The following is a 15,123-nucleotide window of genomic DNA, read 5'->3' as shown; positions in this document are numbered from 1 at the left end:
GAATAAATATAGTGTAAAAGCTAAAAAATGTATGGTAGTTTTTTAGCTAACTAGGATATGCTGGACTATTTACTTCCATTATCCCACAAACGTATATAACTAACAGCCTGATCTGAAATGTTTAATTCATAAACGTCAGGATTGCTTAAACCTTTCCATTGCTCAAACCCAAAACTTTGGTCATAGTAATGCAGTAATAAAGAGATAATTCCTCCATGCGCTACAATAACAGTATGTGTAGCATTACTTTCTATAATATTCTCCACTACCGATACAACACGGTCCATTGCTTCATTACTAGATTCCCCACCTTCATACTTTAAATCAAGATCATAATAGGTCGGTTTTAGTTTATCCAGCCAATCCGGGAAAAAGGTAGAACTAAGTACTCGTTCCATTAAACGATCTTCCCGTTCAATTTCTAAATTCTTATTGTCTGCAAATGGCTTTATAGATTGAATCGCCCTTAGAAATGGACTCGAAATAATCCATCAACCTTTCGTTTTGATAAAAAATCAGATAATTCTTTCGCCAGTATCCATCCTCTTTCCGTAAGTGACGCATCAGCAGCTTGCCCTTCCGCTTCACAATGCCTAATAATATAGATAGTTTTATTCATCCTATCCCCTCTATTCTTTTTTAATGGTATACCGTTTGTTCTCATACATTTTTTGCCGTAGTTTTTTTCATCATTTGCTCGTTGTGTATTTTATCAAGCTATTATATTTGTTTAAAATTCCAAAAACTGCAACATTATACTTCCACTATTTGCACAACGGAATTTGTCTTTATCAAAAGTCAGTCGCTAACTTCCCATATTCGCTCTACTTCCATAAGTTTATTTTCTTCAAACGATAATTTATATATATCTGGCATTTCAAGACACTTCCAAAAATCAAATCCGTAACGATTATCGAAATAGTTCATCATTAATACCATAATATTTCCATGTGTACCAATGACTAGATTCTTTCCTTTATTCCTATCTAATACCTGCAAAAGAGAATCGGTTGCCCTTTTCTGAGCAGTCTTATTCGACTCTCCCCCCCTGCCATGCAAAATCCTCATCTTGCCACACTTTTGTAATTGCGGCTGTAAAATCTTCAACTGGTTTTCCCGCCAAAGTCCGTTCTTTAAATGCTTCTACTACTTTAATCTCTTTACCTATATACTTAGCAGTTCCTTCAACTGTTTCAATCGCCCGCTTGTAAGGACTGGCATAAACATCATCAATACTTTCTCTTTTCAGCAACTCCGTAACAGTTTTCGCATCCATAAAGCCTCTTTCAGATAACGGTCTACCTATTTCATCTGGTGAATAAACAGAATGCGCATGTCTAACTAAGTATAAATTAGTAAGCAATTTTATCCCCCCTATTTTTCAGGCCTTTCCTCATAGGATTTTCTAATTTACTCTTTTGCTTGTATCATTTAATTTGGTGATTCTCTATCTTTCTATTAGCTATTATACATTACCCTATATTGCTAAATTTCGTTGCCTTTTTGGATTATGGGCTTTAGCCATTTTTCAGCTTCTCTTATCATCCATGCTCCCATGTCATCTAAAAAATCAACTATTTCATTTGCATTTTCTACTGGATCAATAGCATATGCAAGTGCTTGTTTCATCGGAAGCTCTTTTTCTGGATAATATGTGGAGAATAGTTTATATGCTGGAAATAAATCTCTTGTATATTTGTTTTCTTTCTCTATCACAAGTGCAAGTCCTGCTCTAACAATTATTTTCATAATCCATCCACAGCAATCCAAAATATCTGCAACATCTATATTATCTTTAAGGTCTTTGGCTTGTTTAATTTGGTCCTCTAAATTTACAAGATGTTCGTTTCCAAGTGTTTTATCTGTTTTATAATTGGGTAAATAACTGCTTAAATCCTCTCCATATACACATATGCTTTGAGTTTTAAGCATAAAAGGGATCATGGAAAACGTGGATGTTTCCAATACTTCTTTTCGTATAGTAGAAGCTAAATTCTATTCCGCTCACACAATGAAATTCTTTGGTTAATTCTTGTCCTGTTCTATTTACCCACTGTAAATTTAGTTCATCCGTATCTTTCGTTGTAATAGCTATTGTATCTAAGTAAGAGACACCATAAATAGCTAACCCACGAGGGACTGAACCTCGAATATATACGCTATGCAGATTTTCCCCCAAATTAAATTTATAATAAGCTGTCACTTTTTCTATTATTTTTAAAAACGCTGGTTGCACCTTTGTTAAACTTGATTCATTCAATAAATATCATTCATGGTCCGTTGTGCAAAATCGACCAATATTTTTAACTTTTTGCAATATATCACCCCTTCTATACGTCCATGCCTTGAACAACTCGCTCTTGAACTTGATGATTATGTTCAATGGTTTAATAACATGATTCACGAAACGCTAGGTTATTTAACCCCAGTGGAATGCAAACAACAGCCCTATAATTTTTTGTCCAATTTAGTGTGACACACCAAGTATACACACTGTAAATGAATTAAAATAAATATATAAACAACTCTATCTTATTATATGAGATGTGTTAACTCATTTTGATGTATATATTAGTTTTATATTTAAAAAAATATTGAAAACGCTTTACAAATCGTTTTTTTTCAATTAAAATATATTTAAATTGGTTATAACCAATTCATCAAGTTTCACTTTATTTATGGAGTAGAGTAAAAAATAAACACTATGCCTTATTTAGAAAGGAGCGTAATGCGAAAAATAAAAAATGACCAACACCAAATTGGTTATGACAACATAACCAATAATTGAAATCGCTTACTTTATTTAAAATCAACCATATTAATACTTGGATTGAAAGAGAGGTAAGTCATGATAAGCACAGCCTTAAATGCAAGTACAATACGACTAAATGTAAACGCTAAAAATTGGGAGGATGCTGCCAGAAAAGCGGGGGATTTATTACTAAAAAATAAATCAATTAATGAAGAGTATATCGAGAGTATGGTTCAATCAGTCCATGAATTTGGCCCTTACATTGTAATCGCACCAGGTATTGCTTTATTTCATGCTCGACCAGAGTCTAATGTTTATGAAATTTGCTTAAGCATGCTGACACTGCAAACCCCTGTTGAATTTGGAGCTGGTGATAAAGACCCCGTCGATTTAATATTTGCACTAGGTGCCATTGATCATGATTCACATTTACAATTAATGGCCGGTTTAATGAAAGTATTACAGGATAATAACCTGCTTGAATCTATTAGAAAAGCACAAAGTGTGGAGCAGGTAATAAAATTGATTAATTACAAATTGGAGGAATAATATGCTATACAAAGATTTCTTTACGAACATTACTAACCTCTTACATCAAGTTGTCGAAGAAGAAGACGAAAATATAATCCAAGCGGCAAATATTATTAAAGAATCCATTAAAAATGACGGTGTACTTCATGTATTTGGTTGTGGACACTCGCAAATGTATGCTATGGAATTGTTCTATAGAGCAGGAGGACTCGTACCTGTAAATGCAATCCTATCACCGCCATTATCTTTAGCACCTTCTGCCCCATTAAGTACATTTTCAGAAAGACAGGGGGGGCTTGCAAAAGTAATACTGGATGGCGAAAATGTTCAACAGCAGGATGTCATGTTAATTGTTTCTACGTCAGGGAGAAATGCTGTACCAATTGAAATGGCTATTGAGGCTAAGAAGAAAGGTTTACAGATTATTGCGCTTACATCTCTATCTTTTTCTAAAGAAGTAGAATCAAGATATAAAAATGGAGAAAAATTATATCAATTAGCCGATATCGTACTTGATAATCATGGAGAACCAGGAGATGCAATTATGGAAACCCCAGGTTTAAAATCTAAATTCGGCTCCACTTCCTCCATTATCGGATTTACTATTTTACAATCTATAGTGGTACAAGTTATTGAGAACCTAGCAAAAGACGGAGTAGAACCACCAATATATGTTAGTTCAAACCTTGACAAAGGAGACCAGATCAATAAACGTTTTATAGAGAAATATCGCAATAGAATAACTTGCTTATAATCAGGAGGTATATTATGGAAATTATTACGGTATGCGGAATGGGCTTTGGAACAAGTTTAATGCTAAAAATGATGGTAGACGATATTTTGGAAAAAGAAGGCATCAAAGCAGAAGTAAGTGCATTGGATGCGGGGTCAGCCAAGGGAAGAAATGCAGATTTAATTATGGCTTCAGCAGATTTAGAATCTGCTTTAGAAGCAGTAGAAGTAAGTAAAATATTTATTCATAATCTTACGGATGCTGATGAGGTGGAACAAAAACTGCATGATTATTTACAAAAGATCCATGAATAAATTGTTTGCCAAGCACTTGGGAAACCTCAAGTGCTCCTATCACCCATTATCTAAAGGGAGGTTTCAATTATGTTGAAAGCGATTGCGGAAATCCTTACTGTCCCCGCAATTACACTAGGGTTAGTTGCGTTATTAGGTCTTTTATTACAAAAAAAAGAGGTTACAGATGTAGTTAAAGGAACAATTAAGACGATACTAGGGATATTAATTCTAGGTGCTGGTTCCTCCCTAATTGTTACCAACTTATCGCCTTTTGCTACAATGTTTGAGGAAGCATTTCAGTTAACAGGTGTAGTTCCCGTAGATGAGGCTGTTATTGCAGCTTTGGTTGACTCTGTTGCTGCCATTGGCAGAATGACATCTTTTATATTGCTATTCGGATTTTTAACAAATATCGTACTAGCTCGATTAACACCATTTAAGTATATATTCTTAACTGGTCATATGATGTGGATACTAGCAGGGGCTCTTGCATGGGCTTTTCACGACTTAGGAGTATCAGAAACTTATGGAATCATTTTCGGTTCTATCATTCATGGCATAGTGCTAGTATTATTACCAGCAATATCTCAGCCAATTGTGCGAAAAATAACCGGAAATGACAAAGTGGCTTATGGACATTTAACTACTACTGGTGTAGTTGCTTCTGCGTGGGTAGGCAAAGTGTTTGGAAACAAAGAACAGGACAGCGAAAAAATTAAAATGCCTGAAAAGTTAAGCTTCTTCAAAGACACAGCTGTATCGGTCTCATTAATCATGTTTATCATATATATCATTACGGCACTTTTTGCTGGACCTGAGGTAGTAAACCCACTATCCGATGGACAAAACTATTTAGTTTTCAGCACACTTAATGCCTTGGGATTCGCAGCAGGAGTTCTTGTCTTGCTTCAAGGAGTAAGGATGTTTCTTGGTGAAATTGTTCCGGCGTTTCGTGGAATAGCCTTAAAAATTGTCCCTGGCGCAAAACCTGCATTGGATGTACCGATATTTTTCCCATACGCACCTAATGCGCTTATGCTTGGTTTTCTCTTCTCTATCATTGGTATGATCGTAGGAATGCTTGTTTCTACATTGTTTGGCACCATTGTACCCTTACCATCTATTATTGGCGGGTTCTTTACAGGAGGAATTGCGGGAATATTCGGAAATGCGATGGGTGGAAGACGCGGAGCAATGATTTCAGGATTGACTTATGGAATTATATTAACCGTTCCAGTAGCTCTATTCTATCCTTTGTTCGGTTTAGAAGTATATGGTGTAGAAGGGCTTGCTTTCTTAGTACCAGATGGAATAATCGTATTGGCTTTAATTAAACTTTTCTTCACTTTAGATATTCCAATTATCGGTTTTATTGCCTTGCTAGCAGCTTTTATTCTACTAAGTATGTTTTATAAGAAGAAAACATCTTTAGAATCATGAATACCATTTACCATGTTACGGTTAAAAAAGGAGGTAAGTTAAATGAAAAAGAGAACGACATGTGTACTTCTGCTAAGTATTGCATTATTGCTTGGTCAAACTAATGTTGTTGCTGCCAAAAAGACGGAAACGGATAATAATAGAGGCTGGAAGTTGCAATATCATGAAAAGTTCAATCAAAAACTACCTGTCGATGAAGCACCGTGGGTAATGGATAACTATGGCGAAACAAGTCCGTGGAATGTAGATCATCTTGATGATGACGGGGAATTTTTTAAAGTTAAAGGTGGAACTGAGTTTGAAAAGCAACTGAATAGTTTTCATCTGTTAAGAAAACGAGTAAATTTCGGCAAAGACGGTTGGCTAACTGCCGAAGTTGCTGCAAGAGACTACGATAAGGACGGAACTCCGGATACAAATGCGTCTTTAAAGAATGTGAAATTAAATAGAGGGAATCATTCAGCTGAGTTATCAACCAGCTTTGATTCAGGCCTAATTATTCGATCTACTGATGCTTTGCCTTCAGAGTACCGAATAGAATATAAACTAAGAAATATTGATTTTGGGGGGCAAAGAAACGGCACCTTTGATTATGATGATAAACATAACGGGTATACACTAGAGAAACGAAAGTCTAATTTCCCATGGAAACGTAGTGGTGATTTCTCCGGCGATGCATCTCATAACAATCCTAATTTTGGTGACGTGACCAAGGAAAATGGATATTACTTTCTATCCATTATGGATTATGAAAACCCCGCTCCTCATAATAATGTGTTCATTCACAACCACCGAAAATTAGGTATGGATGCATATAATGTTAGCGGCCCTTGGGCAAAGGCTTATGGTGTATGTGACCCTTCTACAGGTGAATTATACAGTCAAACAAGTGAAAAAAGTTCAAACAATGCTATTAATGGTATCTTTTTTGCTGGAGATACGTTTAGAGATGAATCCATTGGATATAATTCATTTATGTTTGAAACAGAATGTGGCTCATTTTCTGATCAAGATACAACCTACTCTATCATTTCAAATGCTGAAATACAGCCAGAACTAATGCCTGAGGAAACGTACACTTTTGCCATAGAAAGAAGTAAAACTGGCTATGTAATGGAAATGACGGGTAATTTTAAATATATCAGACAAAAAACTTTACGTTACGAAAGAGACTTTATTGAAAATGGAAGACCGATTTGGCACTACAATAATACACCAGAACAATATGATGGAAAATTCAACTCTACTCTTACCTTTACTGGGCCATATGGTAGCTATTCAGTAGAACAATGGCCTGATGATTCAGCATACCCGGATTATTTTATCATTGGTATACCCCATATCAATTATTATGAAGGCTCAGCAATAATTGATGATATTAAGCTATATGTCCCCAAAAAATCATAGAGGAATTTAAAGCTTTTAACCGTGCAAAAGTCAACTATACTTGGCTTTTGCACATATTTTTTAATTACTAACATTGCTTTTTAACTGTTTCATGAGCATTGATTGGTTATTTCTAATTTCTAAGTTATACTTCTTATATGAAATGAAAATATACCTATAAATTATAAAGGAAGATTTAAAAACTATGGATAAGACAAGTAAGATTCCATTATATTTACAATTAATGGAGAAATTAATTAGTATGATTGAAAAAAAGTTTATATTAGAAGGTGAAAAACTCCCTCCTGAGAGAGAATTGTGTAAAATTTATGATGTAAGCCGAATTACAGTTCGACAAGCCTTGCATGAGCTTGAAAGAGAAGGGTACATATATAGGATACAAGGGGCAGGAGCGTTTATTTCTTCCAGACCTTATGATCAGAAGTTGGTAAAGCTATATAATTTCACAGAGGAAATGAAGAAAAAAGGGAGAAATCCATCTACAAAGATTATAAAATTTGATAGTTTGATAGCAGATGAGCGGTTGGCAAAGAAAATAAATATCCCCTCTTTTGAGGAAGTTTACAAAGTTATTCGGTTACAGCTTGCTGATGATGAACCTTTGATATATGAGACAACCTTCTTACCCAAGCGTTTATTTCCTGATTTAACAAAAACTACCTTATATAATCGATCCATGTATAAAATTTTTTATGAAGACTATGGGTTAGGTGTAACAAGAGCTATTGAAAGCTTTTCTGCAACTACTTTAAGAGATGAAGAAGCAAACTATTTGCAGCTACCTCCTGGTCGTCCTGCTATGCTAATTAAACGTCTTGCATATCATAATGAACAATTGATTGGTTATACAATTAGTGTATCACGGGGAGACAAATTTGAATATATCGTAGAGCTAACCTAGAATATTCGATTGAAACCAGTTCCTTATCTCTCCTAGGTATAAGCTATTGTAAAAGTTTGGTACTACTGTTGAAAACTGTAAACACCTCTCCTTTTTTTGGGATTAATATTACCGGTTATTCATAAGAATTTATTTTCTAAACAAATAAATAATACCATTCAGCGTTGTCATGCTAAATAATTCTGTTGCCGTCTTTTCGGCAAACAAGCAATTAATTCTACATTATCGGGCAACTCTCTTTCCCCTTTATTTGGAGGGCTTTTTCTAGCTATGCAAAAAGCAAAGGATTGACTCATTATGTTTGAAAGTGAAGAAGCACGGTTTTTAATTGGGATTCGAGATCTTAGAAACTGGTTAGCTTTCTTTCACTTCTCCCTATAACTCTAAAAAAGGAAATAGTGGGGGAAAATCATCAGGCGATGACTTCTCCTTCTAACCTAAGCATGGTTTATACGTTCAGCAATATTCATCAATAGCTTGAATAAAAAGTGAAGTTTCTTCGTGTTTCAAGCTATTCTATTTTTGTTATATCTAATAATCAGTGAGGGAAAAACACCACTAAGTGAAGCTTTACTTACCGGTATCCATATCTCGCTGTAGTGTTCCTCTGAGTAAGACTTCTCTCCTTCTATAATGAATTCCTTACCATTGAATTGAAAACTCCATATGGTGTTTTAGTAACTAATACGCCCCATCTTTTTCCTGTTCAGGCGTATATATATCATAGGTGCCTTTGATCACCTCTCGTATTGAACAGCCATCATAATTAAAATATTTATCTGAACGTGTCGTATCTTGTTAATGCGGTAAATTGAACTCCCAATATTATTCATATAATTACAAAATTATGATGGTAGCAACTATATTGGCTTTTCTTCTCTTAAGAAAAAATTCCGAATGAGAAAACGACGAAAAACCCCCTTGCCCACTAGGTTTCCTTAAAGGCACGGTGTAACTCTTTCCACGTAAATGGCAACATAAACTGTGGCTGTATAAACAATGTTTTTACAGTTGAGTGTTTCTCTGGTGGCTTATAAATAGCGCGTCCAATCCTTTAAATTCATTAAAAGAGCGTGCTACAACATAAAAAAGCTGCCTCAAAAGAATGCGCAGCCAGACTCTACAATTATTTTATCTCGGGCAATGTGAACTAATAACTAGAGTATAAGCCATATCCTTTGAGACAACCTCTAAATTTTATATCGATTTGATTTTTTTAAACTCACTTACATCAAATAACTCTTTTAATGCTTCCTGCGTTGCCATTCCGTTAACTGAAACAGTTCCGTCTTTTGAAATGCGAATTTCAATTTTATTACTAATACTGGAAAGCTCACTTTCTAAGTACTTGTAGGCTGATGTTAAAAAATGAAACCGCTGATTGGAGGAGCCAACCCATGGACGGCTTAAATCAAGCTTATCCTTCTTGAAAGGTCCATCTATCAATAAATCTGTACAGGCAAGCAGATCTCTTGCTTGCGCTCTATGCTTTAAATCTTCGTACAGATAACCGGAAAATGACATTACCGTCAATCCCCCATTCTTTACCATGCCAGCAAGCTTTCCAAGAGCCTCCGCTTGGTCAAAAGGTTCACCGCCAAGAAATGTTACACCTTCTATATCATTTTCTTTTCTGCTTTTTTCAATTTCCCTAAAAAGCTCTTCAACCGTGACTGTATTTCCATTCTGCTTTGACCATGTCCAGGGCACTCCGCAACCTTCACAGCGAATAGAACACCCCTGCACCCAAAGGCAAAATCTTCTTCCCGGCCCTTCAACTGTTGTACAAGGCAAATAACGATGAATAACGAGTTTCATTAGAAGTCCACAATTCTCCCCTCTGATTTTTTTAAAGAGCTGGTACTCGGTTTTTCAGGAAAAACGAGAAAAGGTCTCATCTTCTCCGCCAAATGTGGTTTAATGGAGAGTGTCTGTACAAAATGTTCAAACGACGTAAAACCCCCTTCCCTTTCTCTTGCTTCCATTACTTTTTTAGCGAACAAAGCACCAATTCCTGGAACTCCTGCGACTTCATCTTCGGTAGCAGTATTAATATCAATCATTTTAACCGTATCTTCCGGCTGTTCCTTAATTTCTTGTGGGATAGGAGCTACTTTGGAACCAGCTTCGACAGTGCTTCCATACTCTTGTCTTATCTGTTCCCTCAGCGATTGAATTTCCTTTTGACCGTTTGCTATCTTGACTTCCAACCTTAGTAAATACTCCTTCCGTATCTTAAATACATGAACGATTGAAATAATCCAACCCAACAGAAAAATAGCAAACGATACATCTGTCATCCAATGCTTTTCCGGATAAATTTCTGCGATAATTATCCACGTGATAAATATCAATGAATATACTAGAGCAGCAAATAACCATTTCCTCTGTTTCACTCGAAAATAAATATAATAAAAAGAAATATAATTAAAGAATCCTAAAGTCAGGATCGCCCAAAGCATCCAAATTGAGTTCCTCAACTCCCACCCTTTGCCCTTACTGGTAATGGCCATTTACTAATCCCCTCCCTTTAAAAACTGTTTATTTTGGCGAAACGACTGTATCTCTGTTTGATAATACTCTTCCGTATAATTAGAATCCACTGTTTCAGCATCGAGAAGTTGCTCAAGCAATTCGATATACGCCAAGCAATCTTGTCCCTTAACACCTACCGTTTTGGCAAAAATCTGGCAGTCATCTGTAATTTTTATTTTTATTTTTTTATCATTCAAATTTTCTCACCTGCCAATAACTTTAATTTACATGAAAGGTTAATAGAATGGAACGATCCTGCTGAATTTCTTCCGATTCCAATTTCAAACCTTTTTCCTCAGCCCGTTGCACCAGTTTCTGGTATGTTTCCTGTTGAATGACATACTTATATTCTGCATGTAGGTTTTCAATAAACTCCAATGCATGTTCTTTTTCTACACTTTCATCAAATAACGCTTCAAACATTCCCTTGTCATTTTGTTGAAAAAGGATTTTAATATCTCCTACTTCTGTTTGATAATTTTGTTCATTGAGCTCATAAACACTACAACCATATTGTGCCAATGCTTTTTGCAGCAAGTGCTGTCTTTTCATGACAGTTTGTATGCAATATGTATGTCCGCTTTTTTTCTCCAGTAACGAACCCGCTGCATGTGTCAGCGCAATTCCAACTGGGATTAGTACTAGTTCAATACTCACTATTCATTTACCGCCTTTCAACAAAATTAAAAGTCGATCGTCCTTCCACCGCGTGATGCTATAATATCACTGATGTCTTCTGCCTCGCCGCTTTCTGAATACTCCTCTCGATCTTCACGTGGGGTTGCAGCTACGGCTCTAACATTGGCCCAATCACGTATTCCCTTAATTTGTTCAGCTTGGGTAACGGAAAGCGGGATAAACTGTTTGCATATCTTTTCAAAGTCAAGAAGTGTAACACTTCTTTCTTCGTAAAATGCTTCAAACAATCCATTTATAACTACTTGTTCAATCTCAGCACCGACAAATCCTTCTGTCAATCCAGCAAGATAATGTAAATTGTCATCATTTATTTGAAAGTCTCTAGCAACGTTCGGATCCTTTAATCTTCTCTTTAAATGAACTCTGAAAATTTCTACTCGCTCCCGATGTGTCGGCAAGTCAACAAAAAATATTTCATCAAATCTACCTTTTCGAAGCAATTCGGTAGGTAGACTAGAAATGTTATTGGCTGTCGCGATAACGAAAACTGGCTTTTCCTTTTCCTGCATCCAAGTTAAGAATTGACCAAAGATACGACTAGCTGTCCCACCATCGCCAGATGAATTCATTCCACTAAATCCCTTTTCTATTTCATCAATCCACAAAATGGAAGGGGAAATAGCTTCTGCCGTTTGAATCGCTTTTCTCATATTCTCTTCACTGCTTCCCACTATTCCGCTAAAAACCTTTCCAATGTCCAGGCGCAGTAAAGGAAGTTGCCACATTGCGCTAATCGCCTTGCTGATTAAACTTTTTCCACATCCAGGAACCCCTGTTATGAGCACACCTTTTGGAGCCGGTAAACCATATTTTTGGGCAGACTCCAACCAGGACTTGTTCCTTTTACGCAGCCATCGTTTTAAATTTTCTAATCCGCCAATGTCATCCATATTCAAACGGCTATTGACAAATTCAAGTATCTCCGTCTTTTTGATGATTTGTTCCTTTTCCTCTAAAATGACTTCTACATCATGTATAGAAAGTCGACCATCTTCTACCATTGCCCGCGCAAAAGCATTTTCGGCTTCAGATAACGTAAGTCCCTGTGCTGCTTTTACAAGCTTTTCTTTTTCCTCTTCCGTCAGTTTAATTTCAATTCGTCCAGTTTGCTTATTAACTTGAATGAGGTCATCCAAAATTTGCTTGATTTCGTTAAAACTAGGCAAGTCAAAATCAACTATAGTAATATCTTTCTCGAGATCATGCGGAAGTCTTAATATGGGAGAAAGAAATACAACGTTTTTTGGATTTGGGCTGCGTTTCAAACTCAGGCTAATATCTCTTAATTTACGAATAATTTGATGGTCTGGAGTACGTCCTTCACCTCCAAAATAAATATGGAAATCATGCAACACAAAAATAGCCGGTTCTTGATAATTTTCAACGAATTCTAAAGCTTTAAGCGCCGATTTTGTATCTCCTTTTGCTTTTACACCCGCTTCTTCGATCCCAGTCGTAATTTTCCACGTAATAACTTTTCTTGACGTTTTAATTAATTCCTGATTGGATGCCATCGAGTATATGAGGGAAAGCACCCTTTCTTCTTCCCATGTAGATATGTAGAGAAAAGGAAAACGTGCTTTAAACAGATTGGCCATTAACCGCTCCCGAACTTGTTTTTTCTCCATTTTTATCACCCTGTTATTCTATCTCTTTTTACATTTTATTATACTAGAACTTCTAAGGAATGACTATGAATGCGGAGATTTATTAAGGGGCATTTATAAAATTGGTTTTACATTAATAGTTTCGGAACATTCTGAATACATGGTTAAAAGTTGTGCTCCTACATTTTTTTGAATTTGGTTCTGAAAGTAGACAAGCAATAAACCAGTTGTTTCCAAGGTTAAGGGCAAGATTATCAGAAAAGGAATATAATTTATTTACTTGAGACCAGTATGTTTTGTGGGAAAGGGCTCTAGAAAACTTGGAAATGCAGTCAAATGGTTTTAAAATAGACGGCGATTTACATCGAGATAACGAATTATTAAAAGTAACCATTCTTGACGAGTGGAAAAAAGGAAAGCTGAATTATTTGGTCATACTAAGCAAGCATGTTTGTGGCAAGAAATGGAAAATTTTATAAACAGCATGGAAAATCTTCACGCTGGTAAAGTTCAAAAGATAAAAAATATAACTCTAACTAATACCTTACCATTAACTGGTGCTAGCGTATCCAAAGGCTATGTCCATGAACAATGTCAATATTTCAAACACTCTTTTATAGCTAGATATGGAACCCCGATGGGAATGTTTTTCAAGCCAAATATCCTGCTGTTTTTTTAACTAACGCACCTAACTGGCAAAGGCTATTATGACTGCCTCTTTAAGCAAAACCTTATATTTAATATGTGAAATTCGGGCAGAAAAAATTTTATTTGCAGGCACATACCAAAAAAATGACTAGGTAGGTCATGCCACAAGTGTTGTATATTAAAGCGTAACAACAATTGTTGTAGTACTTGCTAGTAACAAAAAACCATTTCCATTTCCGTTTTACACCATAATAGTTATTACTAACAAGCAATTCGCTTAATTTATTTATATTACTTTAAAATATTTTACAATCAAATAACGTCAATCAAGACTCCCTCATCTCCAATAAAACATAAAAAATCCTCTAAAGCCAATATTTTTTGCGCTTTAAAGAATAAGTATTAATCATAATGAATCATTTTTGGATATTTACTTTTAATCTTTCTCTCTCTGAAAGCTGCGGGTTGCATATCTTTGTCTAAGTGAACTATCAATCTATTTTTTCCGACCAAATTAGATATTTAATTTGCAGGTGATCCTCCACAAGTTCTCCTTTCACCTGCAATTCTTGAGGTTTAGTACAGTAATTCAAAACAGGACAAATTGTACAATAGAAAATATCCATATTAAAAACGTAAGCCAACACATAGGGAGTTCAAAAAAGTGTAATTTTCTGACCTTATCATTCGATATACGCATTTTATGAAATCCGAGAAAGTTGTAATTATGACTAATATAGACAAATGCTTGGTAATAAATTAAAAGTACTAACATTTGTACCAACAGTGGGAAAGAAACGACATAACGGCTTGCTATATCAACAGACTCATAGTCGTGCATAACCCCGAACGGATTGATCTTATAATAATAGATAATGATTGCTATAAACAGTAACAATGAAGGACTGAATGGATGTTTTCTATAATCCAACCACCCAAACCCCTGTCGCCTGAAAAACTTTGCGCTGCTTTCATTTCCAGGATATAACTCATCTTCCTCATCGTTCGTTGATTTTTCATATTTCATTACTGTAAAGAATTCATAAATGATAATTATTAATAATGAGATACTTATCATTAAAAGCCATGGTATGGAGTACTTAATTACTAAAAATGCTGCCAATACCACAAATAGAACATTCAACCAAGCAGGAATTTTATCAATACAATATTTCAGTCTCCTCATCATTAATCCTACTTGTTTTCTTTTTAAGTAGGAAGATTCATCAACCACCTCCTCGCTCAAATCGTTGTTTTTCTTAAAAATTACTCCCCAAACATAACTTATAACCATCAGAACAACACCAATGATCAACAGAACATCAACTAGATGATGTAATTGAAGCCAAATCGCTTCTAAAGCGGAAAGCGATGTTGCTGACAACATAATTGTCCCGCCAGCAGTAATAGAGGTCACTCCTGCTATGAAAATATAAGGTATAAGTCTATGAATTTGATCGTCCCTCCTTTGATTTGCCATTCTAGCATTTTAAACATTCACCTACATGTATCGCTTTCAAATAAATAACTTATACGAAAGCAATAAGCAATTGTTATCCCCTGTACTATTTGGA

General features: G+C 35.5%; 18 protein-coding genes and 1 pseudogene. 8 read left to right on the top strand and 11 right to left on the bottom strand.

Translation table 11 applies throughout. The features are described from left to right. Nucleotides 1-65: 65 nt before the first annotated feature. From BKP57_RS12675 to BKP57_RS22890, 5 genes and pseudogenes are all read right to left on the bottom strand, one after another. Nucleotides 66-452, bottom strand: a complete 387-nt coding sequence (locus BKP57_RS12675) for a histidine phosphatase family protein (RefSeq protein ID WP_283776180.1) — start codon at nucleotides 450-452, stop codon at nucleotides 66-68. A 14-nt stretch (nucleotides 453-466) separates the two neighbouring features. Beyond that, nucleotides 467-619, bottom strand: a complete 153-nt coding sequence (locus tag BKP57_RS23320; protein ID WP_309245804.1) for a histidine phosphatase family protein — start codon at nucleotides 617-619, stop codon at nucleotides 467-469. Between the two features lie 179 nt (nucleotides 620-798). Beyond that, a pseudogene (locus tag BKP57_RS12670) lies at nucleotides 799-1,363 on the bottom strand (histidine phosphatase family protein). Between the two features lie 122 nt (nucleotides 1,364-1,485). Further along, on the bottom strand, nucleotides 1,486-1,932 hold the full coding sequence (locus BKP57_RS22895; protein WP_232231160.1) for a hypothetical protein: 447 nt from the start codon (nucleotides 1,930-1,932) through the stop codon (nucleotides 1,486-1,488). Beyond that, nucleotides 1,925-2,260, bottom strand: a complete 336-nt coding sequence (locus BKP57_RS22890) for a hypothetical protein (RefSeq protein ID WP_232231158.1) — start codon at nucleotides 2,258-2,260, stop codon at nucleotides 1,925-1,927. Before BKP57_RS22890 ends, BKP57_RS22895 begins: the two co-directional genes overlap by 8 nt. 12 nt (nucleotides 2,261-2,272) lie before the next feature. Here BKP57_RS22890 and BKP57_RS23445 point away from each other — a divergent pair, with 12 nt between their 5' ends. The 7 genes from BKP57_RS23445 to BKP57_RS12630 all read left to right on the top strand — a co-directional run bounded on the left by BKP57_RS23445 (nucleotide 2,273) and on the right by BKP57_RS12630 (nucleotide 8,060). Beyond that, nucleotides 2,273-2,476 carry an IS3 family transposase gene (locus tag BKP57_RS23445; protein ID WP_072741625.1) on the top strand — a complete coding sequence of 68 codons (204 nt, stop codon included), beginning with the start codon at nucleotides 2,273-2,275 and terminating at the stop codon, nucleotides 2,474-2,476. Between the two features lie 372 nt (nucleotides 2,477-2,848). Beyond that, nucleotides 2,849-3,301 carry a PTS sugar transporter subunit IIA gene (locus tag BKP57_RS12655; protein ID WP_050349753.1) on the top strand — a complete coding sequence of 151 codons (453 nt, stop codon included), beginning with the start codon at nucleotides 2,849-2,851 and terminating at the stop codon, nucleotides 3,299-3,301. Between the two features lies 1 nt (nucleotide 3,302). Then, entirely contained in the window at nucleotides 3,303-4,037 is a 735-nt protein-coding gene (locus BKP57_RS12650; RefSeq protein ID WP_072741624.1) for a sugar isomerase domain-containing protein, read from the top strand. Nucleotides 4,038-4,051: 14 nt separating this feature from the next. After that, nucleotides 4,052-4,330: a PTS sugar transporter subunit IIB gene (locus BKP57_RS12645; protein ID WP_050349751.1), complete on the top strand. Its 279-nt coding sequence runs from the start codon at nucleotides 4,052-4,054 to the stop codon at nucleotides 4,328-4,330. 69 nt (nucleotides 4,331-4,399) lie between these two features. Further along, nucleotides 4,400-5,752 carry a PTS ascorbate transporter subunit IIC gene (locus BKP57_RS12640; protein ID WP_050349750.1) on the top strand — a complete coding sequence of 451 codons (1,353 nt, stop codon included), beginning with the start codon at nucleotides 4,400-4,402 and terminating at the stop codon, nucleotides 5,750-5,752. Between the two features lie 42 nt (nucleotides 5,753-5,794). Then, a complete protein-coding gene (locus BKP57_RS12635; protein ID WP_072741623.1) occupies nucleotides 5,795-7,159 on the top strand; it encodes a hypothetical protein in 1,365 nt (454 codons plus the stop codon). Nucleotides 7,160-7,343: 184 nt separating this feature from the next. Beyond that, complete coding sequence (locus tag BKP57_RS12630) at nucleotides 7,344-8,060, top strand: GntR family transcriptional regulator (protein ID WP_050349748.1); 717 nt, start codon at nucleotides 7,344-7,346, stop codon at nucleotides 8,058-8,060. Nucleotides 8,061-9,257: 1,197 nt separating this feature from the next. On the opposite strand, the gene BKP57_RS12625 is transcribed toward BKP57_RS12630, so the two are convergent. Genes BKP57_RS12625 through BKP57_RS12605 form a run of 5 tightly spaced genes read right to left on the bottom strand, consistent with a single transcriptional unit; the run spans nucleotide 9,258 to nucleotide 12,922 of the window. After that, complete coding sequence (locus BKP57_RS12625) at nucleotides 9,258-9,878, bottom strand: 4Fe-4S single cluster domain-containing protein (protein WP_072741622.1); 621 nt, start codon at nucleotides 9,876-9,878, stop codon at nucleotides 9,258-9,260. Further along, nucleotides 9,878-10,573: a helix-hairpin-helix domain-containing protein gene (locus BKP57_RS12620; protein WP_072741621.1), complete on the bottom strand. Its 696-nt coding sequence runs from the start codon at nucleotides 10,571-10,573 to the stop codon at nucleotides 9,878-9,880. The genes BKP57_RS12625 and BKP57_RS12620 overlap by 1 nt, the downstream gene beginning before the upstream one ends. Nucleotides 10,574-10,576: 3 nt before the next feature. After that, the gene (locus tag BKP57_RS12615; RefSeq protein WP_050349745.1) at nucleotides 10,577-10,792 is read right to left on the bottom strand and encodes a DUF2997 domain-containing protein; all 216 of its coding nucleotides are present in this window, start codon (nucleotides 10,790-10,792) and stop codon (nucleotides 10,577-10,579) included. Between the two features lie 22 nt (nucleotides 10,793-10,814). Then, on the bottom strand, nucleotides 10,815-11,252 hold the full coding sequence (locus tag BKP57_RS12610) for a hypothetical protein (RefSeq protein WP_072741620.1): 438 nt from the start codon (nucleotides 11,250-11,252) through the stop codon (nucleotides 10,815-10,817). 26 nt (nucleotides 11,253-11,278) lie between these two features. Next, a complete protein-coding gene (locus tag BKP57_RS12605; protein ID WP_072741619.1) occupies nucleotides 11,279-12,922 on the bottom strand; it encodes an AAA family ATPase in 1,644 nt (547 codons plus the stop codon). Between the two features lie 382 nt (nucleotides 12,923-13,304). Here BKP57_RS12605 and BKP57_RS12595 point away from each other — a divergent pair, with 382 nt between their 5' ends. Further along, nucleotides 13,305-13,580 carry a hypothetical protein gene (locus BKP57_RS12595; protein ID WP_156875328.1) on the top strand — a complete coding sequence of 92 codons (276 nt, stop codon included), beginning with the start codon at nucleotides 13,305-13,307 and terminating at the stop codon, nucleotides 13,578-13,580. A gap of 558 nt (nucleotides 13,581-14,138) precedes the next feature. Here the strand turns inward: BKP57_RS12595 and BKP57_RS12590 are convergent. Next, nucleotides 14,139-15,029 (bottom strand): hypothetical protein, encoded by an 891-nt coding sequence (locus BKP57_RS12590; RefSeq protein ID WP_072741617.1) that lies wholly within the window; start codon nucleotides 15,027-15,029, stop codon nucleotides 14,139-14,141. Nucleotides 15,030-15,123 lie beyond the last annotated feature (94 nt).

Origin of the sequence: Virgibacillus sp. 6R, from assembly GCF_001895305.1 — a bacterium.
GTDB classification, from domain to species: Bacteria; Bacillota; Bacilli; order Bacillales; family Amphibacillaceae; genus Virgibacillus; species Virgibacillus pantothenticus.
The sequence above is the reverse complement of the archived record's forward strand: the minus strand, read 5'-3'. Positions and strand labels throughout refer to the sequence as shown.

Coding starts and splice junctions, on each gene's coding strand:
- BKP57_RS23320 (WP_309245804.1), bottom strand. CDS start 619: ATGAATAAAACTATCTATATTATTAGGCATTGTGAAGCGGAAGGGCAA.
- BKP57_RS12655 (WP_050349753.1), top strand. CDS start 2,849: ATGATAAGCACAGCCTTAAATGCAAGTACAATACGACTAAATGTAAAC.
- BKP57_RS12620 (WP_072741621.1), bottom strand. CDS start 10,573: ATGGCCATTACCAGTAAGGGCAAAGGGTGGGAGTTGAGGAACTCAATT.
- BKP57_RS23445 (WP_072741625.1), top strand. CDS start 2,273: ATGGTCCGTTGTGCAAAATCGACCAATATTTTTAACTTTTTGCAATAT.
- BKP57_RS12625 (WP_072741622.1), bottom strand. CDS start 9,878: ATGAAACTCGTTATTCATCGTTATTTGCCTTGTACAACAGTTGAAGGG.
- BKP57_RS12640 (WP_050349750.1), top strand. CDS start 4,400: ATGTTGAAAGCGATTGCGGAAATCCTTACTGTCCCCGCAATTACACTA.
- BKP57_RS12630 (WP_050349748.1), top strand. CDS start 7,344: ATGGATAAGACAAGTAAGATTCCATTATATTTACAATTAATGGAGAAA.
- BKP57_RS12605 (WP_072741619.1), bottom strand. CDS start 12,922: ATGGAGAAAAAACAAGTTCGGGAGCGGTTAATGGCCAATCTGTTTAAA.
- BKP57_RS12635 (WP_072741623.1), top strand. CDS start 5,795: ATGAAAAAGAGAACGACATGTGTACTTCTGCTAAGTATTGCATTATTG.
- BKP57_RS12650 (WP_072741624.1), top strand. CDS start 3,303: ATGCTATACAAAGATTTCTTTACGAACATTACTAACCTCTTACATCAA.
- BKP57_RS12590 (WP_072741617.1), bottom strand. CDS start 15,029: ATGGCAAATCAAAGGAGGGACGATCAAATTCATAGACTTATACCTTAT.
- BKP57_RS12645 (WP_050349751.1), top strand. CDS start 4,052: ATGGAAATTATTACGGTATGCGGAATGGGCTTTGGAACAAGTTTAATG.
- BKP57_RS22895 (WP_232231160.1), bottom strand. CDS start 1,932: ATGCTTAAAACTCAAAGCATATGTGTATATGGAGAGGATTTAAGCAGT.